General features: G+C 67.4%; 21 protein-coding genes. 4 read left to right on the forward strand and 17 right to left on the reverse strand.

Annotated features, from left to right (window positions below; translation table 11 throughout):
* Positions 1-45 precede the first annotated feature (45 nt).
* From ADK54_RS29575 to ADK54_RS29590, 4 genes are all read right to left on the reverse strand, one after another.
* The gene (locus tag ADK54_RS29575; RefSeq protein WP_267887048.1) at positions 46-825 is read right to left on the reverse strand and encodes an acyltransferase family protein; all 780 of its coding nucleotides are present in this window, start codon (positions 823-825) and stop codon (positions 46-48) included.
* On the reverse strand, positions 783-1,199 hold the full coding sequence (locus tag ADK54_RS48360; protein ID WP_053728808.1) for an acyltransferase family protein: 417 nt from the start codon (positions 1,197-1,199) through the stop codon (positions 783-785). Before ADK54_RS48360 ends, ADK54_RS29575 begins: the two co-directional genes overlap by 43 nt.
* A 215-nt stretch (positions 1,200-1,414) precedes the next feature.
* Positions 1,415-2,947 (reverse strand): FG-GAP-like repeat-containing protein, encoded by a 1,533-nt coding sequence (locus tag ADK54_RS29585; RefSeq protein ID WP_053728809.1) that lies wholly within the window; start codon positions 2,945-2,947, stop codon positions 1,415-1,417.
* A gap of 130 nt (positions 2,948-3,077) precedes the next feature.
* Complete coding sequence (locus ADK54_RS29590) at positions 3,078-3,617, reverse strand: hypothetical protein (RefSeq protein WP_053728810.1); 540 nt, start codon at positions 3,615-3,617, stop codon at positions 3,078-3,080.
* A 358-nt stretch (positions 3,618-3,975) separates the two neighbouring features.
* Between ADK54_RS29590 and ADK54_RS29595 the strand changes: the two genes are divergently transcribed.
* Together ADK54_RS29595 and ADK54_RS46300 are read left to right on the forward strand one after the other, a co-directional pair.
* Positions 3,976-7,890, forward strand: a complete 3,915-nt coding sequence (locus ADK54_RS29595) for a polymorphic toxin-type HINT domain-containing protein (protein WP_159047931.1) — start codon at positions 3,976-3,978, stop codon at positions 7,888-7,890.
* Entirely contained in the window at positions 7,887-8,396 is a 510-nt protein-coding gene (locus tag ADK54_RS46300; protein WP_159047932.1) for a hypothetical protein, read from the forward strand. The genes ADK54_RS29595 and ADK54_RS46300 overlap by 4 nt, the downstream gene beginning before the upstream one ends.
* Positions 8,397-8,746: 350 nt before the next feature.
* On the opposite strand, the gene ADK54_RS29600 is transcribed toward ADK54_RS46300, so the two are convergent.
* The 6 genes from ADK54_RS29600 to ADK54_RS29625 all read right to left on the reverse strand — a co-directional run bounded on the left by ADK54_RS29600 (position 8,747) and on the right by ADK54_RS29625 (position 13,989).
* Positions 8,747-9,172 (reverse strand): RICIN domain-containing protein, encoded by a 426-nt coding sequence (locus tag ADK54_RS29600; RefSeq protein WP_053728812.1) that lies wholly within the window; start codon positions 9,170-9,172, stop codon positions 8,747-8,749.
* Between the two features lie 387 nt (positions 9,173-9,559).
* Positions 9,560-10,903, reverse strand: coding sequence for a dicarboxylate/amino acid:cation symporter (locus ADK54_RS29605; RefSeq protein WP_053728813.1), 1,344 nt, complete (start codon positions 10,901-10,903; stop codon positions 9,560-9,562).
* Between the two features lie 470 nt (positions 10,904-11,373).
* Positions 11,374-11,670, reverse strand: a complete 297-nt coding sequence (locus ADK54_RS29610) for a DUF4229 domain-containing protein (protein WP_053728814.1) — start codon at positions 11,668-11,670, stop codon at positions 11,374-11,376.
* 111 nt (positions 11,671-11,781) lie between these two features.
* A complete protein-coding gene (locus ADK54_RS29615; protein ID WP_053728815.1) occupies positions 11,782-12,306 on the reverse strand; it encodes a GNAT family N-acetyltransferase in 525 nt (174 codons plus the stop codon).
* Positions 12,307-12,320: 14 nt separating this feature from the next.
* Entirely contained in the window at positions 12,321-13,484 is a 1,164-nt protein-coding gene (gene mqnE, locus ADK54_RS29620) for an aminofutalosine synthase MqnE (RefSeq protein WP_053728816.1), read from the reverse strand.
* Positions 13,485-13,539: 55 nt separating this feature from the next.
* Positions 13,540-13,989, reverse strand: coding sequence for an Lrp/AsnC family transcriptional regulator (locus ADK54_RS29625; protein WP_053728817.1), 450 nt, complete (start codon positions 13,987-13,989; stop codon positions 13,540-13,542).
* A gap of 142 nt (positions 13,990-14,131) precedes the next feature.
* Between ADK54_RS29625 and ADK54_RS48365 the strand changes: the two genes are divergently transcribed.
* Positions 14,132-14,257: a hypothetical protein gene (locus tag ADK54_RS48365; protein WP_267887050.1), complete on the forward strand. Its 126-nt coding sequence runs from the start codon at positions 14,132-14,134 to the stop codon at positions 14,255-14,257.
* Here the strand turns inward: ADK54_RS48365 and ADK54_RS29630 are convergent.
* The 3 genes from ADK54_RS29630 to ADK54_RS29640 are packed head-to-tail and all read right to left on the reverse strand — an operon-like array spanning position 14,254 to position 17,385.
* Positions 14,254-14,979 (reverse strand): UbiX family flavin prenyltransferase, encoded by a 726-nt coding sequence (locus ADK54_RS29630; RefSeq protein ID WP_199827056.1) that lies wholly within the window; start codon positions 14,977-14,979, stop codon positions 14,254-14,256. The two genes, ADK54_RS48365 and ADK54_RS29630, sit on opposite strands and share 4 nt — an antisense overlap.
* 46 nt (positions 14,980-15,025) lie before the next feature.
* Complete coding sequence (mqnP, locus tag ADK54_RS29635; protein WP_053728818.1) at positions 15,026-15,928, reverse strand: menaquinone biosynthesis prenyltransferase MqnP; 903 nt, start codon at positions 15,926-15,928, stop codon at positions 15,026-15,028.
* Positions 15,928-17,385 carry a menaquinone biosynthesis decarboxylase gene (locus tag ADK54_RS29640; RefSeq protein ID WP_053728819.1) on the reverse strand — a complete coding sequence of 486 codons (1,458 nt, stop codon included), beginning with the start codon at positions 17,383-17,385 and terminating at the stop codon, positions 15,928-15,930. Before ADK54_RS29640 ends, mqnP begins: the two co-directional genes overlap by 1 nt.
* 88 nt (positions 17,386-17,473) lie before the next feature.
* Between ADK54_RS29640 and ADK54_RS29645 the strand changes: the two genes are divergently transcribed.
* Positions 17,474-17,752: a PLD nuclease N-terminal domain-containing protein gene (locus ADK54_RS29645; protein WP_053728820.1), complete on the forward strand. Its 279-nt coding sequence runs from the start codon at positions 17,474-17,476 to the stop codon at positions 17,750-17,752.
* Positions 17,753-17,945: 193 nt separating this feature from the next.
* On the opposite strand, the gene ccsB is transcribed toward ADK54_RS29645, so the two are convergent.
* Genes ccsB through ADK54_RS29665 form a run of 4 tightly spaced genes read right to left on the reverse strand, consistent with a single transcriptional unit; the run spans position 17,946 to position 22,118 of the window.
* Positions 17,946-19,037, reverse strand: a complete 1,092-nt coding sequence (ccsB, locus tag ADK54_RS29650) for a c-type cytochrome biogenesis protein CcsB (protein ID WP_053728821.1) — start codon at positions 19,035-19,037, stop codon at positions 17,946-17,948.
* Entirely contained in the window at positions 19,034-20,737 is a 1,704-nt protein-coding gene (gene resB / locus ADK54_RS29655; protein ID WP_053728822.1) for a cytochrome c biogenesis protein ResB, read from the reverse strand. The genes ccsB and resB overlap by 4 nt, the downstream gene beginning before the upstream one ends.
* A gap of 3 nt (positions 20,738-20,740) precedes the next feature.
* Entirely contained in the window at positions 20,741-21,478 is a 738-nt protein-coding gene (locus tag ADK54_RS29660; protein WP_078966737.1) for a cytochrome c biogenesis CcdA family protein, read from the reverse strand.
* A 31-nt stretch (positions 21,479-21,509) separates the two neighbouring features.
* The gene (locus ADK54_RS29665; protein WP_053728824.1) at positions 21,510-22,118 is read right to left on the reverse strand and encodes a TlpA family protein disulfide reductase; all 609 of its coding nucleotides are present in this window, start codon (positions 22,116-22,118) and stop codon (positions 21,510-21,512) included.
* Between the last annotated feature and the right edge of the window lie 5 nt (positions 22,119-22,123).

Genomic DNA, 22,123 nt, shown 5'->3' on the forward strand with positions numbered 1-22,123 from the left:
CGTACGCGTCGTTGCCGGGCCCGCCCAGAACGGCCCCCGTCGCGATCAGCGAGCCTGCGGTTCGGCACTTCCCATGAGGAGCGCTGCGTCCCTCTCGGATTCCACTGGCGCAGCGGAAACGGCGGGGGACTCGATGACGACACGGGTCCGGCCGTGTCGGCGGGCGGGTGTGTGGAGGCGTACGTCTTCGATGCCGCGCTTCATGGAGTTGCGTATCCACTTGCCGACGGGGCGTTCCACGAAGCGGTGGATGAGCCATGCGGTGGCCATCATCAGCGCGATGACCGAGACCACGAGGACCGGGGCGGGGAGCCGGTCGCGGAAGTGGTGGATGAGGGTCATGCCGATGAACATGTGGATCAGGTACAGCGGATAGGTGATCGCTCCGGCGGTGGAGAGCCACTTCCACTGGATCTTGTCGAAGACCCCGAGGGCTATCGCGCCGACCACCGCGAACCCGGCGATGATGATCAGCCGGACCGGCCAGGTCGGCAGGTGCTCGGCTGCAACGTGCCCGAGGTTGCTGGCCATGCGGTAGTGGATGTACCGCTGCGCGAGCAGCAGTTGGAACAGGACGATGCCCCAGAGCAGGGCGTTCTGTCCGAAACGGCGCATCAGGTAGAAGGCGATGCCGGCGATGAAGAACGGCGCGTACTGCGGCATCGCGAACGCCGCCAGGGCCGGGAAGCCGAGGCTGGGCGCGAGCGCCGCCGCGACGGTCCACACCCCGATGAAGATGAGCAGGTTGCGATAGGTGACCCCGCAGAGCACCACGATCGCCATCAGGACGTAGAACTTGAGCTCCACGAAGAGCGTCCAGTACACGTCGTCGACGTTTCGTCCCAGCCACGTATCGACGTGATCTCAGGCCACTTCTTCACGACCAGCGCGGTGAGCGGCACGGCGACCCAGTAGGCGGGGAAGAGCCGGGAGACGCGGGAGACGGCGAAGTCGCCGAGGCTGCGGCCCCACACGCTCATACAGATGACGAACCCGCTGACCAGGAAGAACACCTCGACGCCCAGCCAGCCGAACTCGGCGAACCTGTGCAGCGTCGGGAAGATCGTGGCCGGGTTGTGGCCCCAGGGCCGACTGAGGGCGAGGTAGTGGTAGCAGACCACCATCAGAGCGGCGACGAGCCGGAGCCCGTCCAACGCCGCGAGCCGGGGGGGCCTGGCCGTCAACCGGCGCTGGGACATTGGGAAACCTCCACGGCGCCCTGGTCAGAAGCGCGACGGGTCGACTGTTCCCGGCAGCCGGGAATTACCTATGGGTAGATTGTGTGCGAGCCATGTTCTCACGGCCCTACCGCCCGAAGTCCATAGCTCCTGGTCAACACCTCATGTCGACAGCGTCACTCTCGTCCGGCAGCCGGGCCCTGCAGATGCGTGGCCCGACCACCGGCCCCTGGGGGTCAGGCGATTTCGATGGAGGTCTTCCAGGTGTTGCCGCCCCACACGTCCGTACCGGCCAGCACGCCGCCCTTGCCGTCGCCCCTGTAGAGGTGCATGGTGCCGTCGAACCAGACGGTCATGAGGTCGGAGACGCCGTCGCCGGTGAAGTCGCCGCCCGTCATGAACAGAGCGGTCTTCCAGGTGTTGCCACCCATGGCGACCGCGCGGCCGTCCGTGATCTGCCCCTCGCCGTTGCCAGCGTAGTAATGCAGAGTCCCGTCGGACCAGACGGCCATGAGGTCTGCAATGCCGTCACCGTCGAAGTCGCCGCCCGGAAGCAGACGGACCGTGTCCCAGGTGTTGCCGCCCACGGTGATGGTGCGCTGCTCCTCGAGCTGGCCGTCGCCCTTGCCCGGGTAGAGGTGCATGGTTCCGTTCGACCAGATGGTCATCAGGTCCGCGATGCCGTCGCCGGTGAAGTCACCGGCGGTCATCTGCTTGGTCGTACCCCAGGTGTTGCCACCGGCCGTGACGGTGACGGCTCCGGTCACGCCGCCCTTGCCGTCACCCTTGTAGAGGTGCATCGTGCCGTCGAACCAGATGGCCATGATGTCGGCCACACCGTCGTTGGTGAAGTCGCCCTTGGCGAGCTGCTTCATGGTCTTCCAGGCGTTGCCGCCGAGCTGCTGCGTCTGTGTCCCGGCCAGGCCCTTGGCCTTGTCGCCGGGGTAGAGGTGCATGGTGCCGTCGTTCCAGATCGCTGCCAGGTCGGCGATGCCGTCGCCCGTGAAGTCGTCCTGGGTGCGGAACGAGGTCTGCTGCACCCAGCCAGCCAGGTCGTCGACCCGGACGTCGAGCGCGCTGGTACGGGTCTCGGCGGCGTCCATCCCGAGGCAACCACCTTGCCAGGAGCGGGAGTTCACGGCGACCAGCTCCACCTGAGCGCCAGTGCCGCGAAGCGCCGGGGCACCTGCGTCGCCCTGGCACAGCACGGCGTCGGCCGAGCCGTTGAGCGCCACGGACGTGGCATCGGCGGAGGCGACGGTGAAGGCGGCCGAGTGCAGCTTGTTCGGCACCCACTCGGCCTTCGTCCGGCCGAACCCGGCCGACACGAGCTGGTCACCGGCGGCCGGAGCGGTCGTGGAGATCTGGACCGGCGTCACGTTCTGGACCCGGTTGGACAGCTTGACCATCACGAGGTCGCGATCCGCACGCGGAACGAGCTCGACGGCTTGCCGAACGGCGCCGGTCGTCTGCGTCAGATCGCTACGCCCCACGGTCACCGTCGTCTTCACCGCCGGCGCTCCCGCCTTCGCCGGCGCACCGTCCACGGCGAAGCAACTGGCGGCGGTCAGCACCCACTGCGGGGCGACAAGCGCGCCGGTGCACGCCGAGTTCTCACCTACATTGAGCTTCGCGGTGAACGCGTAGTTCCCCGCGGCTACGTCGACCCCGCCGAGGGCGGAGGCGGGGGCGGCGGTCAGGAGCCCGGCACCCATGGTGGTGGCGAGCAGGGCGGTTGTCCACGCGGCGCGTGAACCTCGTACAGACATGACAGTCCTTTGAATGTGATGGTTTGAGACGGGGTCACTCGACCCAGGGACCACGTAGCAGGCATGGGCGCTGATCCACGCCTTCGCGTCTGAGGGCGCCTCGCATGGAGGCAGCACCCTGAGGCGGCCGTCAGCCAGTGACGCGAAGCTCGACCAGGGCGGAACGCTTGCCGATGTTGCCGGTCTCGCCCACCGGGGTATAGCCGGTTTCCTGACCCGCCTCTGCTGCCGGGGCGTTGACAACGGACTGCTCACCGTCCGACTTGGCCGTCAGCGTGGCCTTGACGGGGTGCTCCTTGGTCCAGATTCCGTACGTGTCGGGCAGCTCCATCGTCAGGTAGCCCTGCTTGCCGGAGACGGCGAAGCAGAAGTAGACGCCTCCGGTGCGAGATTCGACCTGAATGTCCCACGCCGAGGCACAGTCGGTCAGCAGGATGCGCCCGTCACCCCGCTTCAGGACGATCTTCTGATCGGCAAGGATCTTCGCCGCGTTCGGATAGGCGAAGGTCTCGACGGTCGACGGCATGTCAGCAGCCGTGGTCGTCGCGGCCGCAGCGGCCGCCGATCGGGGAGCAGCCTCGGCCGCTGTGAACGCGACCAGCGCGGTGGCTGCCGCGGCAGCGCCGACAGCGCCCGAAATAAGCGCCTTTCGGGCACGAATTGTCGTCACAGAATCCTCACATTCGTGTAGCACAGGTACATGAGATACCCATGAGATGCACGTAAGTAAAACATATGTAAGATGCATGCGAGCGCGCGCCCAACTACGTGTGCACAGGTGGGGGGTTGCCGCTGACCAGACTCAGCGGCATTCGCTGCGACCTGCCTTCACGAGTGCATTCTTTTCCACTGACGACACCAAGACGGACATGTCCGCATTTCATCTCGCCTTCCCGGGCGGGCAGCCGCAGTTGAGCGCGCCCGACCCGAAAGGAACTGAGCAGGTGAAATCCCTCATGCGCTCTCCTGGAGCGCAACGCGCCTCAGCCACTCGCGCCTTGGGGCGAAAGTCCCTCGGCCTACGCGCCATGACCGCTGGCCTTCTGCCCGTCACTCTCACCGCGGGGTTGCTCGCGGCCACGCCCGCGGCTGCCTCTGAGGACCTCGAAGCGGCCGTCTTCCGCGGCCAGGCGGTCGAGTTGTGGGAGACGGGCGGAGCGGGAATCAAGGAGGCGGCGGAAAAGGCGCTCCTGGGATCTGACGAGGACATCAAACAGTTCCTCACCGACGCCCCCACCACCCAGGCCATCGACGACCGCACGACGGTCAGCCGCATCATCAACGCGGGTGGTCCGCAGGTGCGGGACGCGGCTCAGAAGGCGCTCGCCACCAAGAACCCCGATGACGTCGTCGCATTCATCAGGGACGGCTGGAAGGCCCCCCTCCAGGTCGACCAGCGCGTCGAGGTGTCGCGCATCATGAACCTGGGCGGCCCCGGCATCCAGGACGCCGGCAAGGCGGCCCTGGAGGGCACCCCGGACGACGTCGAGAAGTTCCTGACACAAGGCCAGTACGACACCAGGAAGGTCGACAACCGGGTCAAGGTCTCGCAGCTGATCAACTCCGGTGGCCCCGCCATGAAGGCGGCCGGAAAGGTCGCCCTGCAGGGCACCCCCGAGGACGTCGCCGAGTTCCTGGAAGTGGGGCAGTTCACCGCGCGCAACCGCGACCAGGAACACGCCACCATCGCCCAGTTGAACGCGCAGGCCATCGAAGCCGGCAAACAGGCTGAGGACGCTACCACGGCCTCCCAGGAAGCTTCGGCCAAGGCAATCGCCGCGTCCAAGCTCGCCATGGAGTCTGCGGCAACGGCAGCCGACGAGACCCGTGCCGCCAAGGGCAAGGCGGGAGAGGCCGCCCTAAAGGCGCAGCAGGCGGCCAATGCGGCGAAGGCCGCAGCTGAAGCCGCGCAGACCGCGATCGGCGCGGCGAACGCGGCTACTCGCTCCGCCCGCGTCGCTGCTCTCGCAGCGGCACAGACCGCGAGCGCCGCGGCCACGGCCGCGAGTGCGGCCAACGATGCGTACAAGGCATCCATCGCCGCCCTCGGCGACAAGAACAAGGCCGAAGAGGCCAGGAACTACGCCAAGAACGCTCAGATGGCCGGCGCCCTCGCCAGGACATCGGCGATCACGGCCCAGAAGGCCTCCCAGGCCTCCCTCGCCGCGGCCACTGCCGCCGTGGCATCGAGGAGTGCCGTCGGCAACGCCAACGCGGCCGCGGCGTCGGCCGACGAAGCCGACGCGGCCGCCCAGGCCGCCGGAGTCCATTCCGGTGTGGCCGCCGCTGCCGCCGCGGAGACTCGTCGTCATGCCGCCGAGGCCAACCGTGCCGCCAATGCGGCAGAGGCGCTGGCAAGGCGTTCGGCAGCGGCCGCGTCCGATGCGCGTACCGCCGCCAACGAAGCCGCCGACCACGCCGACAAGGCCGCGGCGGCAGCGGAAGACGCCGCCAACCACGCGGGAGACGCCAGCCGTGCCGCGGCTGAGTCCACCAAGCAGGCAGGTATGGCGAAGGAAGCGGCCGACCAGGCCACTTCCGCGGTCGCCACGGCCAAATCGGTCTTCGCCCTCGCGCGCGAAACCGAGGCCGAGGAACTCGCCACGCGCACCAACGCCGCCGTCGAGCGCGCCAAGTCCAACAAGGCGGCCGGTGACGAATTCACCAGGCAGTTGGCTCAGGTCGCCCTGGAGGACGCGAACATCACGTCCGACACCGCCGGGCTGGCCGCCGAGGCCGACAAGGACGGGGCCGACCTCAAGTCCATCGCCACGAAGGGCCGCGCGGTCGCGCTGCGCGCCCTGAAGCAGTACGGCTCCTGGCGCCAGGAGGCAGCGGCGCAGGCCCTGTCCGGTACGGACACCGAGGTAATCGCCTACCTCCGCACCGGCGCCAAGAAGGCCGCTGCGGACGAGTCGCGCCAACAAGTCTCCGACCTGGCCTCGGCCAGCCCGTACGAGGCGGTGCGGACAGCCGCCACGAATGTATTGAACGGTAAGGACCAGGAGGTCCGTGACTTCCTGACCACCGGCCAGTACGACGTGGCCTCCACCGACTACCGGGTTCTGATCTCGAAGATCAATAACGAGGGCGGGCCGAGCGTCAAGGAGGCCTCCAAGGCCGCCCTCGCCGACGGCAGCGCCAAGGCCATGGCAACGTTCCTCAACAGCGGTCAGTATCAGGCTCGCAACACCGATGAGCGTGTGATCGCGACCAAGCTGTTCAACGATGGCGGTCCCGAGGTCAAGGGCGCGGCCATGGCTGCGTTGCAGGGACCGGCAGACGAGTTGCACACCTTCGTCGAGTCCGGCCAGTACATGGCCGACCGCAAGGACCAGCTCGCCGCCAATCACGTCGCCCAGGTCCAGCGTCTGATCAACGAAGCGGACGGGATCGCGGCCACGGCGCAGCAGAACCGATGGCTTGCTGCAAAGGCTGCAGCCGAGGCGAATCAGGCCAGCAGCGAGGCCAACAAGGCCGCAGCCGAGGCCGATAGGAACGCCAAGCTCGCTGCGGGGTACGCCAGCGACGCCAAGACATCTGCCGACCAGGCCGAAGCCAGCGCGAATCGGGCTGCCGAGTCCGCCGCCACCGCGCGAAACGCCGCCGACGCCGCAGACCGCGACGCAGCAGCAGCCTCAGGATCTGCAGCCCAGGCTGCATTCTCCGCGAGCTACGCTCGGGCATCTGCCCAGGAAGCCGACAGCGCCGCATCCGATGCCAGAGCCTCGGCCCTGGAGGCGGGCAAGTCCGCAGATGAGGCCAACACCATTGCCTCGCAGGCTTGGGCAGACGTGCTGACGAAGCGGCAGGCCGAAGAAGCCGAAGAGCGCCGACTCGCCGAAGAGCTGCGCAAGCAACAGGAACAGAGCAAGCCCAAAACGCACGAGTGTATCCAGTTCGCTAGTCGGGACAGCCTCGCGCCCTGCCGATACGATGAAAACGCCGTCATCGTCGTCCCGACCACCGATCCCGCCCTCGCCAAGCTCCTTCTCCAAGGCGGAATGGAAGTCCTCGGCGTCAACGACCTTCTCGACTGCGTCAACGACCCCACCATCGGAAAGTGCGCCCTCGCTGTAGCCGGCGTCCTCCCGGTCGGAAAGCTCAAGCTCCTCAAGAAGGCCGCTGATGGGGTCGAGGACATCGCCGAGGCATCCCGCGCCAGCCGGCTGATCAAGTGTGCTACATGCTTCCTTGCCGGAACCAAGGTTCTGATGGCGGACAAATCCGCGAAGAACATTGAGGCGGTGAAGATCGGCGACAGGGTCGTCTCGACAGACCCCATATCCGGTAAGACCGAGCCGCAAGAAGTGTCCGACCTGATCATTACCGACTATGACAAGAGCTTCAACAAGCTCATCATAGCCACCGATCGCGGGAGTGAACTGCTCACTGCCACCTGGGAGCACCCTTTCTGGTCCCCGTCGGAGAGCAAGTGGGTGAAAGCTGGCAGCCTTCGTCCGGGAATGATCTTGAAAACCGCCGACGGCAGTATGGCGGCAGTGCAGTCCAATTCCCCGTTCACCGAGCGCGCCCGAACCTACAACCTGACGGTTGGCAGCCTGCACACTTACTATGTGTTCGCGGGACGTACGCCGGTCTTGGTCCATAACGAGGTTTGCGGAGTTCGAGTATCTCCAATGGCTTCGGACTGGGCCACGAAGGGAGCCCACCTCCACTTCGGTGCTGACGAGGTCCGCGTGTTTGCCAACGAATCCGGTGGGCTCGGGGCAAAGCCGCTCAGGATGAGCAACGGCTGGGCGTCCGACAAGAGCGTGCAAAAAGTTCTCGATACCCTCAACAACAGCCCCGAGCTCCGCGAAGATCTGCTCGATAAAGCCAGCGCTGCAATGGCCGAGATGAATAAGCACAACTGGGGCAACGAAAAGAACCGTGCAGCCGAGATGAGTCGCCTGATCAACGCACTGAAGAAGATGAGATGAACGGACCAGAATTTATCGCGAGAGCAGTCGCTACAGGATCGGTCTTCGATTTCTCCGTCGGAGCAAAGCTGGCCGCAGTCGACAAGAAGATCACTCTCGACTACATTGAGGAATTCCAAGGACGTCGAGGTAAAAGAAGTCTTCGGCGAGACTACGGCCTCTTCGAGGTCACCTTCATCGGTGAACCAGAATGGGTATGCCAGTCCGTCGTCCTGGAAATTCACCGACTTTCCTCCATGCCTGACCTTGCGGACAAGGTAAAGGGCTTGACAGGCATCGATCTTGCACCGTACACGGCCTGGTCGGACGTGGAGGACGAGCTCCAACGCCTGGGTGGCAGTCAGCCTTTCGATCCGCCATCCGTCACGCAGGAGTACAGAACGTATCGATCGAAAACGACAGGAGTAAGCGTCCACGTGATCGGCGATCCGGCCTCCGCGCGTGGCGTATATCCCGGGCATGGCGATATTTGGAGCCTGGATATCGTAGACCCGAAATTCCTGTGAGAAGTAAACGGGGCAGGTGACATAGCTCGGACTCATGCGTAGTCGAGCCCGCTGACCACATCTCCCCCGCGGGAGGAGAGCCGATGCCTCACCGCGCGCCCAAGCCATAGCTTTGCGCCTTCAAAGCAGTGCCCCTCGCCGGGAGCTATCTCGGCCGAGGGGCGCTGCCTTGTTGTTTGCGGGGACGGCTGGGACGACTCCCGCGCCCGGTCCGCCAGCGCGTTCGCTCACCCCCTTGGCGAAGGACATCGGGACGCCCTGGGACCCGAGCCGTCCAACGGAGCTGTTGTGTGGTGCGCAGCGCGGCCGCACTCCTTCCGAGAAGGGGTACGGCCACTGGCTGGGGCAAGTCAGGCCTGTTCGAAGGTCCACTTCTGGAAGCGGAGGCCCTCGAAGGGCTGGACGGTGAGCTGCGTGCCCTTCTGGCCCTCGGGGAGCGTCACGACGCCGTCCATGTACGGGAAGGCGATGCGGAACAGGTGCTCGCCGACGGGCTCGATCGACCAGCGCTCCGGGAACGGCTGCACCGCGATGCGCGGCGGGAAGATGCGCAGGGCGCTCAGCGCGAAGAACGGCTCACCGGTGCTGAGCGAGCTCTTGATGTGGAACTCGTTGATGCCGTTGATGCAGGTCAGACGCCACTTCTGGTTGGGCTCCTTGCTGAGCGGCCAGCCGATGATGGGCGTGTTGGGGTGCGGGCTCCCGCCGGAGACGTCCACGTACAGGTCTTCGGCCGCGTTCTTGATCAGGTACTCGCCATCGGGCAGGATCGGCATGAAAGCCTCCAGGTCAGGACGGTGTACGGGTCTGATCGAGCTCCCTCACCCTAGGTGTGGAGTGGTCGGAGCGTAACGGATGCGTCCGGCCGATCCGGCACAATTCAACTTGGCCTGGTTATAAGGGACTTGGGCGTACATATGCGCCCGGCGGGTGCATCGGCGCGGCGGGAATCCGGCTCGTCCGCGGTTCCGGATGCCCGTTCGCGTGCGGCCTGAGCGGCGGGCTCGTCTCCGTCAAGTGGGCTCCGCGCCAAGGTGCGAGAGGGCGGTCGGGACCGGCCACTGCGGCGCTCCACCATCCGCCCGGAAAGGGTCTCGGGGCCTCACGCCAGACGCCCGCACCCCCACACGGGCGGGGGCACGGGCGTCTCAGGAGTGGAGTGGTCAGGCAGCGGCCGAAACCGTCACCTTCTGCTCCGCCTCGCGGACGTCGTAGTCGTCGCCGACCGGAGAAAGGTGCACCGAGTCGAACGCCTTCCGGTCCAGGATGTTCTCCCGCGCCGACACGATGACCGGCACCAGCGCCTGGCCCGCCACGTTCGTAGCCGTACGCATCATGTCCAGGACCGGGTCGATGGCCATGAGCAGGCCGACGCCCTCCAGGGGGAGGCCCAGCGTGGAGAGGGTCAGGGTCAGCATGACCGTGGCGCCCGTCAGGCCCGCCGTCGCCGCCGAGCCGATGACCGACACGAAGGCGATCAGAACGTAGTCGCCGACACCCAGGTGCACGTCGAAGATCTGGGCTATGAAGATCGCCGCCAGCGCCGGGTAGATCGCGGCGCAGCCGTCCATCTTGGTGGTCGAGCCGAACGGCACCGCGAAGGACGCGTACTCCTTGGGCACGCCGAGCCGCTCGGTGACCTTCTGCGTCAGCGGCATCGTGCCGACCGAGGAGCGGGAGACGAAGGCCAGCTGGATCGCGGGCCAGGCACCCTTGAAGAACTGGAGCGGGTTGACCTTGGCGACGGTGGCGAGCAGCAGCGGATACACCCCGAACATCACCAGGGCGCAGCCGATGTAGACGTCGGCGGTGAAGGTGGCGTACTTGCCGATGAGGTCCCAGCCGTAGTCGGCGATGGCGAAGCCGATGAGGCCGAGCGTGCCGAGCGGGGCGAGCCGGATGACCCACCACAGGGCCTTCTGCAGGAGTTCGAGGACGGCCTCGCTGAGCGTCAGGATCGGCTTGGCCTTCTCGCCGAGCTGGAGCAGCGCGATGCCGGCGACGGCGGCCATGAACACGATCTGCAGGACGTTCAGTTCGGTGAACGGCGTCACCACGTCCGTCGGGATGATGCCCGTCAGGAAGTCCAGCCAGGAGCCCGTGTGCTTGGGCAGCTTGCCGTCCTTCGGGGTCAGGCCGGTACCCGAACCCGGGTTGGTGAGCAGGCCTATGACCAGGCCTATCGCCACCGCGATCAGCGACGTGATCATGAACCAGAGCAGCGTGCGCGTGGCGAGCCGGGCGGCGTTGTTGACCTTGCGCAGGTTGGTGATCGACACCAGGATCGCGAAGAAGACGAGCGGCGCGACGGCCAGCTTCAGGAGCTGGACGAAGATGCTGCCTATTTGCTCAAGCGTGTCCTTGAGCCAGCCGACGTCCTGGCTGCGGGCGAGCCAGCCGAGCAGGCCGCCGAGGACCAGACCCGCGATGATCTGGGCCCAGAAGGGGAACTTGGACGATATGGAGAAGCCTCGCTTGGGCTTCTCCTCGGTGGTCGCGGAGGACACGGAAACACTCCCTGGTGAGCGGAGACGGGGACGTTCAGACGTTCAGGAGACCTTCAGAGGTGCTGACGTTCTGGCGTTCTGACGGATGAGCGCGGCGCCCGTTCACAAGGGACCGGTCAGCGTGGACCGGTCACGTAACGCTGGGGACACCGCCGCATGATGCCGGGGTCAGACGTCGCGGCAACAGACCGCGGACATGCAGCGGCAGAGGTCGACGTGCAGACGCGCCACGAGCGGAACGGCTCCGCCGGTGGGGTGCTGGTGCACAGCTGCTGTCGTCATGTCGAACACGTTAACACTTGAACTTTGAGAACCTCAAAGCAGTTCTTTTACCCCGGGATGACCCCCGAGTACTCCCGGGTCGACCGGAAGCCACTCCAACTGGGCTGGAAACAGCGGCGGCCCGGTCCCGAAGCCGTGAGCTTCGGGACCGGGCCGTCCAAGCGTGTGAACTACCTGACGCGGATCGCCTACTGGACGAGACCGTCCTCCTGCGACCGGTTCGCCTCCAGCTTCGCCTTGGCGTTCTCCACCTTGTTGACGAGCTGGACGGACATCGCGTCGCGCTGCTTGCGCAGGAGTACGAAGCTCAGCGGCGCGGAGATCACGAGGGCGAGCAGGATCACCCAGATGAAGTTGGAGTGGCCGAGCCCCTTCGGCAGCACGCCGAACTGGACCAGCAGGCCGACGAAGACCAGGCTGCCGATGAAGATCCCCACGCGCAGCATGGTGTACCAGATGGTGGCGCTCGGCTTTGCGGCGTTCACTACTGACCTTCTCTCTACGGTGGCCCCTGCCCGACTAGTGAAGCACGCCCGCAAATGGATCAGTTCAGCGGGCGCGGCTCCCCGGGGCGGGCAGCACGCCCCAGGGCCCGCTCAGGTCAGCGGCAGCAGCATGATGATGTCGTCCCGGTCGTCGCCGTTCGCGACCCGGATCGCGCCGGGCACCCGCCCGACCTCCTTGTAGCCGCACGAGCCGTAGAACCGGTCGACGCCGGTGCCGCCCCGGCAGGTGAGCCGGATCGCCTCGATGCCGTCGAGGCCCCGCACCGCGTCCGCGGTCGCCGCCATCAGGTCGCGGCCGTACCCCTTGCCCTGGTGCGCGGGGTGCACCATGACCGTGTACAGCCACACCCAGTGCGTCATGAGGCGGTGCGTGTTGTACGCGATGAACGCGGTGGCGGCGACCCGCCCGGCCTCGTCGAACCCGACGAGCAGCCGCATCCGCCCCTCGGCCATCGCCACGAAGTGCTTGACCAGTTCGGGCCGTACGTCCTCGGCGGAGACCGGCGGGACGAACCCGACGGCCCCGTCCGCGTTGGACACCTCGGTCCACAGGCCGAGCAGCCCGTCGCGCAGGACGGGCGTGACCGGCGGGTCGAGCTGAAAAGTGAGCGCCATGGAGCAGGGCCCTCTCAGAAGCGCATGGCCTGCGGCGTCTCGCGCAGCTCCGTGTCCGGGCCCGGGTACTCGCGGATGATCTCGTACCGCGTGTTCCGCTCGACGGGGCGGAAGCCGGCCTCGCGGATGAGGTCGAGCAGGTCGTCCCGGGTCAGCTTGTTCGGCGTGCCGTAGTTGTCCGCGTCGTGCGTGATCTTGTACTCGACGACCGAGCCGTCCATGTCGTCCGCGCCGTGCTGGAGGGCGAGCTGGGTGGTCTGCAGGCCGTGCATGACCCAGAAGCACTTCACGTGCGGCACGTTGTCGAACAGCAGGCGGGAGACGGCGAACGTCTTGAGCGACTCGGCGCCCGTCGCCATCGTCGTACGCGCCTGGAGCTTGTTGCGGACCTTGCCGTCCTGCATGTCCACGAAGTCGTGCTGGTAGCGCAGCGGGATGAAGACCTGGAAGCCGCCGGTCTCGTCCTGGAGCTCGCGAAGGCGCAGCACGTGGTCGACGCGGTGACGCGGCTCCTCGATGTGCCCGTACAGCATGGTCGAGGGGGTCTTGAGCCCCTTCTCGTGGGCCAGGCGGTGGATGCGCGACCAGTCTTCCCAGTGCGTGCGGTGGTCCACGATGTGCTGGCGGACCTCCCAGTCGAAGATCTCCGCGCCGCCGCCGGTCAGCGATTCCAGGCCGGCGTCGATCAGCTCGTCGAGGATCTCGGAGGCGCTGAGCCCGGAGATCGTCTCGAAGTGGTGGATCTCCGTCGCCGTGAACGCCTTCAGGCCGACGTTCGGCAGCGCCTCCTTGAGGGCCTTGAGCGAGCGCGGGTAGTAGCGCCAAGGGAGCGTCGGGTGGAGCCCGTTGACGATGTGCAGCTCGGTGAGGTTGTCGTTCTCCATCGCCTTGGCGAGGCGGACGGCCTCCTCGATGCGCATCGTGTACGCGTCCTTCTCGCCCGGCTTGCGCTGGAACGAGCAGTACGCGCACGACGCCGTGCACACGTTCGTCATGTTCAGGTGACGGTTCACGTTGAAGTGGACGACGTCGCCGTTCTTGCGCGTGCGCACCTCGTGGGCGAGCCCGCCGAGCCAGGCCAGATCGTCCGACGCGTAGAGCGCGATGCCGTCCTCGCGGCTGAGCCGCTCACCGGCCCGGACCTTCTGCTCCAGCTCGCGCTTGAGTCCCGCGTCCATCAAGGCCGCCTCCCATACGTGTGTCTTTCAGGCTCCACCAAAGGTACGCCCCGCCCTACTCGGGAAGTTCCCCGACCCGGTTCTCCCACTTGGTGGAGAGCACGATCGTGGTGCGGGTGCGCGAGACGCCCTTGGTCGAGCCGAGGCGGCGGATCGTCTTCTCCAGGCCGTCCACGTCACCGGCCCGGATCTTGAGCATGTACGAGTCGTCGCCCGCGATGAACCAGCAGTCCTCGATCTCGGCGAGGTCGCGCAGGCGCCGGGCCACGTCCTCGTGGTCGGCGGCGTCGGAGAGCGAGATGCCGATCAGCGCCGTGACGCCGAGGCCGAGCGAGGCCGCGTCCACGGTGGCGCGGTATCCGGTGATGACACCGGCGGCCTCCAGCCGGTTGATGCGGTCGGTGACGCTGGGGCCGGAGAGCCCGACGAGCCGGCCCAGCTCCGCGTACGAGGCCCTGCCGTTCTCGCGCAGTGCCTGGATGAGCTGCCTATCGACGGCGTCCATATGCCTGAAGCCTTCCATTGTTCAGCGATACCGCGAGTTTACGTGTAGAATCTAAGGCATGCAGGGATGACACCCTGCGAATCATTCAGCTGCTTGCATGAATTTCCAGCAGATCAAAGACGATCTTTCAGGAGTTGTCACCGTGTACACGATCGAGATGGCCTACGCCCGGATGCGCGAGCTTCAGGACCTGGCCAACCGGTCCCGTGCCCACCAGCCGTCCGCGACGAAGCTCCGCGCCCCCAAGCGCGCCGCCAAGAAGCGCTAGTTCCCGCGAGAGCCTCCCCCAAGGTCTCGACCCCGGTCGACCAGGGGGGATCCCGATCCGAGCTCTCCCTCCCAACGGCGGTACAGGCCGTGCGGCACCCCTGCCGCATCCAGTACGCGCCCCGCGACGAAGTCCACCAGATCCTGGATGTGCGTCGCCCCCGCGTAGAACGCCGGAGAGGCGGGCAGCACCACTGCGCCCGCCTCGTCCAGCGTCACCAGGTGCTTGAGTGTCTGTCCGTTCAGCGGCGTCTCGCGCACCGCGACCACCAGCTTCCGCCGCTCCTTGAGCGTCACGCTCGCGGCCCGCTGCAACAGGTCCTTCGAAAGCCCCAGCGCCACCCCGGCCACACAGGCCGTCGACGCCGGCACGATCAGCATCCCCTTCACGGAGTACGAGCCCGACGAGGGCCCGGCCGCCAGGTCCCCGGCCGCCCAGTGCCGTACGTCCGACACGTCAGGCGCCGCGAAGGCATCCGGCTTGCCGTCCGCGCCCCGCGCCAGCCACGTACGCAGGTCGTCCTGCCAGTGCGCGTCGCGGAACGCGATGCCGGTCTCGTCGAGCAGCGTCAGGCGCGAGGCCCGCGACACCACCAGGTCCACGCTCTCCCCGGCCGCGAGCAGCGCGCGCAGCACCGCCGCCGCGTACGGCGTCCCCGAGGCACCCGACACGCCGACGACCCATGGCGTGCGCTGCTGACTGTGTACGTTCACGTGCTCCACGTGTCCGAGCCTATCCGGCGGCCCGCGGGCAGGGCCCGGCCAGGTGTCAGAGCGTCAGGCCCCGCACCAGCAGATCGATCAGCGCGCAGAGGAACAGGGCGATCCCGATGAAGCCGTTGACCTGGAAGAACGCCCGGTTGAGGCGGGACAGGTCGTGCGGCTTGACCAGGGTGTGCTCGTAGAGGAACGCCGCGAGCACGATGAGCAGACCCAGCCAGAAGAAGAACCCGGCGCCGGTCGCGAGGGCGTACCAGACGAGCAGGGCCATCGTCACGGAGTGGCAGCCGCGCGCGCCGTGGATCGCGGCCGGGATGCCGAAGCGGGCCGGCACCGACTTCACGCCGTGGCCGCGGTCGGCCTCGACGTCCTGGCAGGCGTAGATCAGGTCGAAGCCGCCGATCCAGATGCCGATGGCGAGGCCCAGGATCACCGCGTCCCACGACCACGAGCCCGTGATCGCGATCCAGGCGCCGACCGGGCCCATCGCCTGCGCGAGGCCGAGGATGGCCTGCGGGAAGTTGGTGAACCGCTTCCCGTACGGATAGACCACCATCGGGATCACCGCGACCGGCGCGAGCGCCAGGCACAGCGGATTGAGGGCGGCGGCCGCGCCGAGGAAGACGACGAGGGCGATGAGCGCGCCCGTCCAGGCGGAGCGCACCGAGACCGCGCCGGTGACCAGCTCGCGACCCGCTGTGCGCGGGTTACGGGCGTCGATCTCCCGGTCGATGATCCGGTTGCAGGCCATCGCGAACGTACGCAGGCCCACCATGGCGACGGTGACCAGGAGCAGCCGCCCCCAGTGGATGTTGCCGTCGAGCTGGAACATCGCGGTCAGCGCGGCGGTGTAGGCGAAGGGCAGCGCGAAGACCGAGTGCTCGATCATGACCAGGCGCAGGAAGGCTTTGGTGCGGCCCGGCTGCGGGACTGCTGCGGCTGAGGCGCTCACTAGAGTCCGTACTCCTTCCAGCGGCGGTCGACCTTCGCCGCCGTATCCGGGTCCGACTCGACCATGGCGGGCCAGCCGCCGTCGCGCGTGTAGCCCTCCTCGGGCCACTTCGCGGTCGCGTCGATGCCCGCCTTGCCGCCCCAGAACTGCTGGTAGGAAGCGTGGTCGAGGTGGTCGACCGGGCCTTCGACGACGGTCAGGTCGCGGGCGTAGTCGGTGTTCCCGAAGGCCCGCCAGGACACTTCGTGCAGGTTGTGGACGTCGCAGTCGGCGTCCACGATCACGATCAGTTTGGTGAGCGACATCATGTGCGCGCCCCAGATCGCGTGCATGACCTTCTGCGCGTGCTTGGGGTACTTCTTGTCGATCGAGACGATCGCACAGTTGTGGAAGCCGCCCGACTCCGGCAGGTGGTAGTCCACGATGTCCGGCACGATGATCTTGAGGAGCGGCAGGAAGAACCGCTCGGTGGCGCGGCCGAGGGGGCCGTCCTCCGTCGGCGGCCGGCCGACCACGATGGACTGGAGCAGCGGACGCCTGCGCATCGTCACGCAGTCGATCGTCAGCGCGGGGAACGGTTCCTGCGGGGTGTAGAACCCGGTGTGGTCGCCGAACGGGCCCTCCGGCAGCATCTCGCCCGGCTCCAGCCAGCCCTCGATGACGACCTCGGCGTTGGCCGGGACCTGCAGCGGCACCGTCTTGCAGTCGACCATCTCGATCCGCTTGCCCTGGATGAACCCGGCGAAGAGGTACTCGTCGATGTCACCCGGCAGCGGCGCGGTCGAGGCGTACGTGACGGCCGGCGGGCAGCCGAACGCGATCGCGACCGGCAGCCGCTCACCCTTCTTGGCAGCGACGGCGTAGTGGTTGCGGCTGTCCTTGTGGATCTGCCAGTGCATGCCGATGGTGCGCTTGTCGTGGCGCTGGAGGCGGTAGAGGCCGAGGTTGCGCACGCCCGTCTCGGGGTGCTTGGTGTGGGTGAGGCCCAGGTTGAAGAACGAGCCGCCGTCCTCGGGCCAGGTGAAGAGCGCGGGCAGCTGGTCGAGGTCGACGTCGTCGCCGGTCAGGACGACTTCCTGGACGGGCGCGGCCTCCTGCTTCACCTTCTTCGGCGGCACGTGCACCATCGAGCCGAGCTTGCCGAAGGCCTCGCGGATGCCGACGAAGCCCTGCGGCAGCTCCGGCTTGAGCAGCCCGCCGATCTTGTCGCTGATCTCCTCGTACGACTTGAGGCCGAGCGCCTTGAGCAGGCGGCGGTCGGTGCCGTACACGTTCATGGCCAGGGGCATGGACGCGCCCTTGACGTTCTCGAAGAGGAGGGCGGGGCCGCCGGCCTTGTTGACCCGGTCGACGATCTCGCCGACTTCGAGATACGGGTCGACCTCGGCCTTGATGCGCTTGAGGTCGCCCTCGCGCTCCAGCGCCCTGAGCAGCGATCGGAGATCGTCATAAGCCATGGGGTCAAGTATCGGGCACCCGATACCCTGGCCGGGTCACCGGGGCCGAGGCACGGCCCGCAACCGTTCCCGGGGGGACCCTCCAACCATGCTCAGGTATCTGCCGTTCCTGCTGGTCCTGGCGCTGTGGATCTACGCGTTCATCGACTGTCTCAACACCCCGGAGGCGGAGGTCAAGGGCCTCCCCAAGGTGGTGTGGATCATCATCGTGCTGCTGTTCGGGGAAGTCTTGGTCGGCCCGGTCGCCTGGCTCGTCGCCGGCAAGGTCCGCCGCGGGCCGGCCCGCTGGACGGCGCCGGATGACAACCCCGCGTTCCTGGCGTCCCTGGAGGACCGGAAGCGGCGCGACTTGGGCGAAGAGGCGTAGCCCTCCTCGCCGCGCGGGGTGCGTTGCCGGGGCTTTTAGGGGCGCGGGGAACTGCGCGACCAGCCACGCACGGTCCGCAGCAGGTGAACTCTCCCCCGGAGGGTTGCGGGAAGGGGCGGGGTGGGGCGAACTCCCCGGGGTCTGGGGCGGAGCCCCAGGAGGCCCGCCCCAGTACTGGGTGATCCCGTACCGGTCAGACGCCCGCGTAGGAGTGCTTGCCGTTCACGAAGATGTTCACGCCGTAGTAGTTGAACAGCCAGCACCCGAACGCGATCAGCGCCAGCGTCGCCGCCTTGCGGCCCTTCCAGCCGGCCGTGGCGCGGGCGTGCAGGTAGCAGGCGTACGCGACCCAGGTGATGAAGGACCAGGTCTCCTTCGGGTCCCAGCCCCAGTAGCGGCCCCAGGCGTCGCCCGCCCAGATCGCGCCCGCGATGATCGTGAACGTCCACAGCGGGAAGACCGCCGCGTTCACGCGGTAGGCGAACTTGTCCAGGGTGGACGCGGCCGGCAGCCGCTCCAGGACGGACGTCGCGAAGGCACCCGGCTTGCCTCCCTCGGCGAGCTTGGCCTCGTACCGGTCGCGGAAGAGGTACAGGATCGTGGCGACCGCACCGACGTAGAAGACCGCGCCGCAGAAGATCGCGGTGGAGACGTGGATCCACAGCCAGTACGAGTGCAGCGCCGGGACCAGCTGGTCGCTGGCGGTGTAGAGCACCGTGACCGCGAGGCCCAGGTCGAGCAGGACCGTGGTGACCAGCGGGAGGCCGAGCCAGCCGACGTTCTTCTTCAGGGCAAGCAGCGTCAGGTACACGCCGACCGCGACCGTGGAGAAGGTCAGGTTGAACTCGTACATGTTGCCCCACGGCGCCCGCTGCACGGACAGCGCGCGGGTCAGCACACCGGAGAACTCGATGAGGAAGGCGAGCACCGTGAGGGAGACGGCGATGCGCCCGTAGAGGTCGCCCTTCTCGTCGCCGCCGGAGGCACCGGGGCCGTCCGGCACGTCGCGGGTTCCGGCGGCCGACCGGGTCACGACCTTGGGCCGCTCCAGGACGGCGGTGCCGCCGTTCTTGGTGGCGACCTCGACCTTGACGGTGCCCGCGTCCTTGGCCTGCTGACCGGCGCCGGTCAGCGCGGCCGCCGTGCGGGCGACCTTGCTGCGGGTGCCGAAGAGCCACTCGGCCATGTTGGCGAAGAAGGCCAGCAGGTACACGGCCATCGACGAGTAGATGAGGTAGTTGCTGGTGTGCGCCAGGCTCTCATTGGTGGTGGCGGCGAGATTCACTTCTCAGCCCCTTCGGCAGGAACAACTGAGGGTTCGGGTTCGGGATCCGGCGCGGTCGGCGCCTGTGGGATGAGCGTGACCGCGAGATCGGCCAGCTCCTCGGGAAGCTTCGCGGACTCGCTGCGGCCGAGCCCGGCCATCTCGACGACGGTCACTCCGTCATCGCCTCGGACGGCCCGGACCCAGACCCGGCGCCGCTGGATGAACAGCGAGCCGGCGAGGCCGGCGATGGCCCCGATCGCGCCGGTGAGGGCGAGACCGTTGGCCGGCTGGTGGGAGATCTGGAAGCTCGCCCACTGCTTGATGGGGCCCTTGTCGAAGGTGATCGACCCGGCGCCGTCGGGCAGTTGAAGGGTCTCGCCCGGCAGCAGCAGCTTCTTCAGGATGTTGCCCTGGGCGTCCTTGAAGGGCTTGATGGAACGGCTGCTGGTGTCCAGCTGGTACACGTTCTTCGGCAGGCCCGAGTTGAGGCCGAGGTCGCCGTGGTAGGCGCCGATGTTGAGCACCGGGAAGTCGGGCGCGGGGAACTTCGAGAACATCTGGGTCGCGCCGGTGCCCTTGCCGCCGAAGGTCGGCACGAAGAACGCGGCGAAACCGAGCTGGTCCTTGTTCCCCTTGGCGTCGCGGTAGCCGTCGAGCACCTTGATGGCGCCGCTGGACGTGAGGTTGTTGTCCATCGGCAGCAGCGGGACCGAGCCCTGGAAGACGACCTTGCCCTGGCCGTCCTTGACGGTGACCGTCGGCGCGTAGCCGTGCGAGAGCAGGTAGACCTTGGAACCGTCGACGACGAGCGGCTTGTTGACCTCGACGACCTTCTGCTGCGGCTTGCCGTCGGCGCCCTCGGAGTAGGTGAGGTGCGCCTTGAACTCGCGAGCCGTGCCCAGCTCGGGCCCGCTGCGCTCGTACGACGCGTCGAACCGGTCAAGCGTGAAGCTGAACGGCGCCAGGTCCTCGGTGTCGAACAGCGAGCCCGACCTGAAGTCGTCGTACTGGGTGAGCGTGTTGGAGAACCCGTCGCCCTGGACGATCAGCTTGCCGCCCTCGGACTTGAAGAGCTGGCCGGTGGCGAACGCCACCAGGATCACGATCAGCGAGACGTGGAAGATCAGGTTGCCGGCCTCGCGCAGATAGCCCTTCTCGGCGGCGACGGCGTCCGAGCTGATCCGGGCGCGGAAGCGACGCTTCTTGAGCATGGCGAGCGCGGCCTCGCGGACCTGCTCGGGCTCGGCGTCGGTGCGCCAGGTCGTGTACGCGGGCAGCCGGGTCAGGCGGCCGGGCGCGGCCGGCGGCTGTCCGCGCAGCTGGCCGACGAACTGCCAGGTGCGCGGCACGATGCAGCCGATGAGCGAGACGAACAGCAGGATGTAGATCGCGGAGAACCACACCGAGCTGTAGACGTGGAAGAGGCCGAGCTTCTCGTAAATCGGCGTGAGGGTGTCGTGCCGCTTCTGGAAGTCGGCGACCTTCATCTCGTCGACGCTGGTCTGCGGGATCAGCGAGCCGGGGATGGCGCCGAGCGACAGCAGGAAGAGCAGGATCAGCGCGACCCGCATCGAGGTCAGCTGCCGCCAGAACCAGCGGATCCAGCCGAGGACGCCGATGCCGACGGGGCCGTTGGAGCGTTCCTCGGTGGGGGCGGTGGAGAGCTGTGCCCCGGCCTCGCCGAGGTCGGGCTCCGGAGTCGATTCGGTCTTGCTCATGCGTCAGACACCCACCTGAAAGCCTTGGGACCAGCCCTGTACCTGCTGGACGAGCTCCGCCCAAGCCCCGGTCAGCAGCAGCACACCGGTCACGATCATCATGCCGCCGCCGATCCGCATCACCCATACGTAGTGCTTCTTGACCCAGCCGAAGGCGCCGAGCGCCTTGCGGAAGGCGACCGCCGCGAGCACGAACGGCAGCCCGAGGCCGAGACAGTACGCGACCGTCAGTATCGCCCCGCGGCCGGCGCTCGCCTGGTCCATCGCCAGCGCGTTCACCGAGGTGAGCGTCGGGCCCAGGCACGGCGTCCAGCCGATGCCGAACAGCGCGCCGAGCAGCGGCGCTCCCGCCAGACCCGTCACCGGCCGCTTGTGGACGCGGAATTCGCGCTGCGTCATCCACGGCATCAGGCCCATGAAGAAGACGCCCATCAGGATCATCAGGACGCCGAGGACCTTGGAGAGCGTGTCGCCGTACTCCTGGAGGTTCCTGCCGAAGTAGCCGAACAGCGCGCCGCCGGAAACGAAGACCGCGGTGAAGCCGAGCACGAACAGACTTGCGCCCGCGACCATGCGGCCGCGCCGCGCCTCGGCCAGATCGGTGCCGGTGACTCCGGTGACGTACGAGAGGTAGCCGGGGACCAGCGGCAGTACGCAGGGCGAGAAGAACGAGACGAGGCCGCCGAGTACGGCGACCGGCAGGGCCACCAGAAGGGCCCCGCTGAAGACCGTCTCATTCATTCCGCCGACGGCGGCCAGTGCCATCACGCGATCACTTCTCCGCGATCAGCGGGTCGATCATCTGGTGCAGCTTTGTGTCGTCGAGCGCCATCAGGGCGCGTGCGGCGATCTTTCCGTTCCGGTCGAGAACGATCGTCGACGGAATGGCCTGCGGATTCAGGCTGCCCTTCGGGAAACGCAGAATGAGCTTGCCGATCGGGTCGTACAGGCTCGAATAGTCGACCCCGAATTCCTTCTCGAACTGCTGCGCCGGGCCCTTGTCGGTGTCGCGGGTATTGATCCCGACGAACTCGACGCCCTTGGCCTTCGTCTCCTTGGAGACCTTGGCCAGATACGGCGCCTCGGCACGGCAGGGCGCACACCACGAGCCCCACACATTCAGCACGACGATCTTGCCCTTGAGGGAGGCGACGTCGAGCTGTTTGCCGTCGACGGTCTCACCGGAGAGCTCCGGGGCGTTCTGGCGGTCGCCCTTGGCGACGGTGGCGATGCCGCCGGTACCGGTGACGAACTTGGTGTCACCGGAACCACCGGACGTACCACCGGAACCGCAGGCCGTCAGGGTCAGCGCACCGGCGGCCGCGGCAGCCGCGGCCAGCGTCAGGGTGCGACGGCGTCGGAAGGCAGGACTCACGGACATGTGAA

It is taken from the genome of Streptomyces sp. WM6378 (assembly GCF_001279695.1).
In the GTDB taxonomy this organism is placed as follows: domain Bacteria; phylum Actinomycetota; class Actinomycetes; order Streptomycetales; family Streptomycetaceae; genus Streptomyces.

Excerpts from the sequence above, each read along its gene's own strand:
- ADK54_RS48360 (WP_053728808.1), bottom strand. The coding sequence starts at position 1,199 with ATGTCCCAGCGCCGGTTGACGGCCAGGCCCCCCCGGCTCGCGGCGTTG.
- ADK54_RS29585 (WP_053728809.1), bottom strand. The coding sequence starts at position 2,947 with ATGTCTGTACGAGGTTCACGCGCCGCGTGGACAACCGCCCTGCTCGCC.
- ADK54_RS29595 (WP_159047931.1), top strand. The coding sequence starts at position 3,976 with ATGACCGCTGGCCTTCTGCCCGTCACTCTCACCGCGGGGTTGCTCGCG.
- ADK54_RS46300 (WP_159047932.1), top strand. The coding sequence starts at position 7,887 with ATGAACGGACCAGAATTTATCGCGAGAGCAGTCGCTACAGGATCGGTC.
- ADK54_RS29600 (WP_053728812.1), bottom strand. The coding sequence starts at position 9,172 with ATGCCGATCCTGCCCGATGGCGAGTACCTGATCAAGAACGCGGCCGAA.
- ADK54_RS29615 (WP_053728815.1), bottom strand. The coding sequence starts at position 12,306 with ATGGCGCTCACTTTTCAGCTCGACCCGCCGGTCACGCCCGTCCTGCGC.
- mqnE (WP_053728816.1), bottom strand. The coding sequence starts at position 13,484 with ATGGACGCGGGACTCAAGCGCGAGCTGGAGCAGAAGGTCCGGGCCGGT.
- ADK54_RS29625 (WP_053728817.1), bottom strand. The coding sequence starts at position 13,989 with ATGGACGCCGTCGATAGGCAGCTCATCCAGGCACTGCGCGAGAACGGC.
- ADK54_RS29640 (WP_053728819.1), bottom strand. The coding sequence starts at position 17,385 with ATGGCTTATGACGATCTCCGATCGCTGCTCAGGGCGCTGGAGCGCGAG.
- ADK54_RS29645 (WP_053728820.1), top strand. The coding sequence starts at position 17,474 with ATGCTCAGGTATCTGCCGTTCCTGCTGGTCCTGGCGCTGTGGATCTAC.
- resB (WP_053728822.1), bottom strand. The coding sequence starts at position 20,737 with ATGAGCAAGACCGAATCGACTCCGGAGCCCGACCTCGGCGAGGCCGGG.
- ADK54_RS29660 (WP_078966737.1), bottom strand. The coding sequence starts at position 21,478 with ATGAATGAGACGGTCTTCAGCGGGGCCCTTCTGGTGGCCCTGCCGGTC.
- ADK54_RS29665 (WP_053728824.1), bottom strand. The coding sequence starts at position 22,118 with ATGTCCGTGAGTCCTGCCTTCCGACGCCGTCGCACCCTGACGCTGGCC.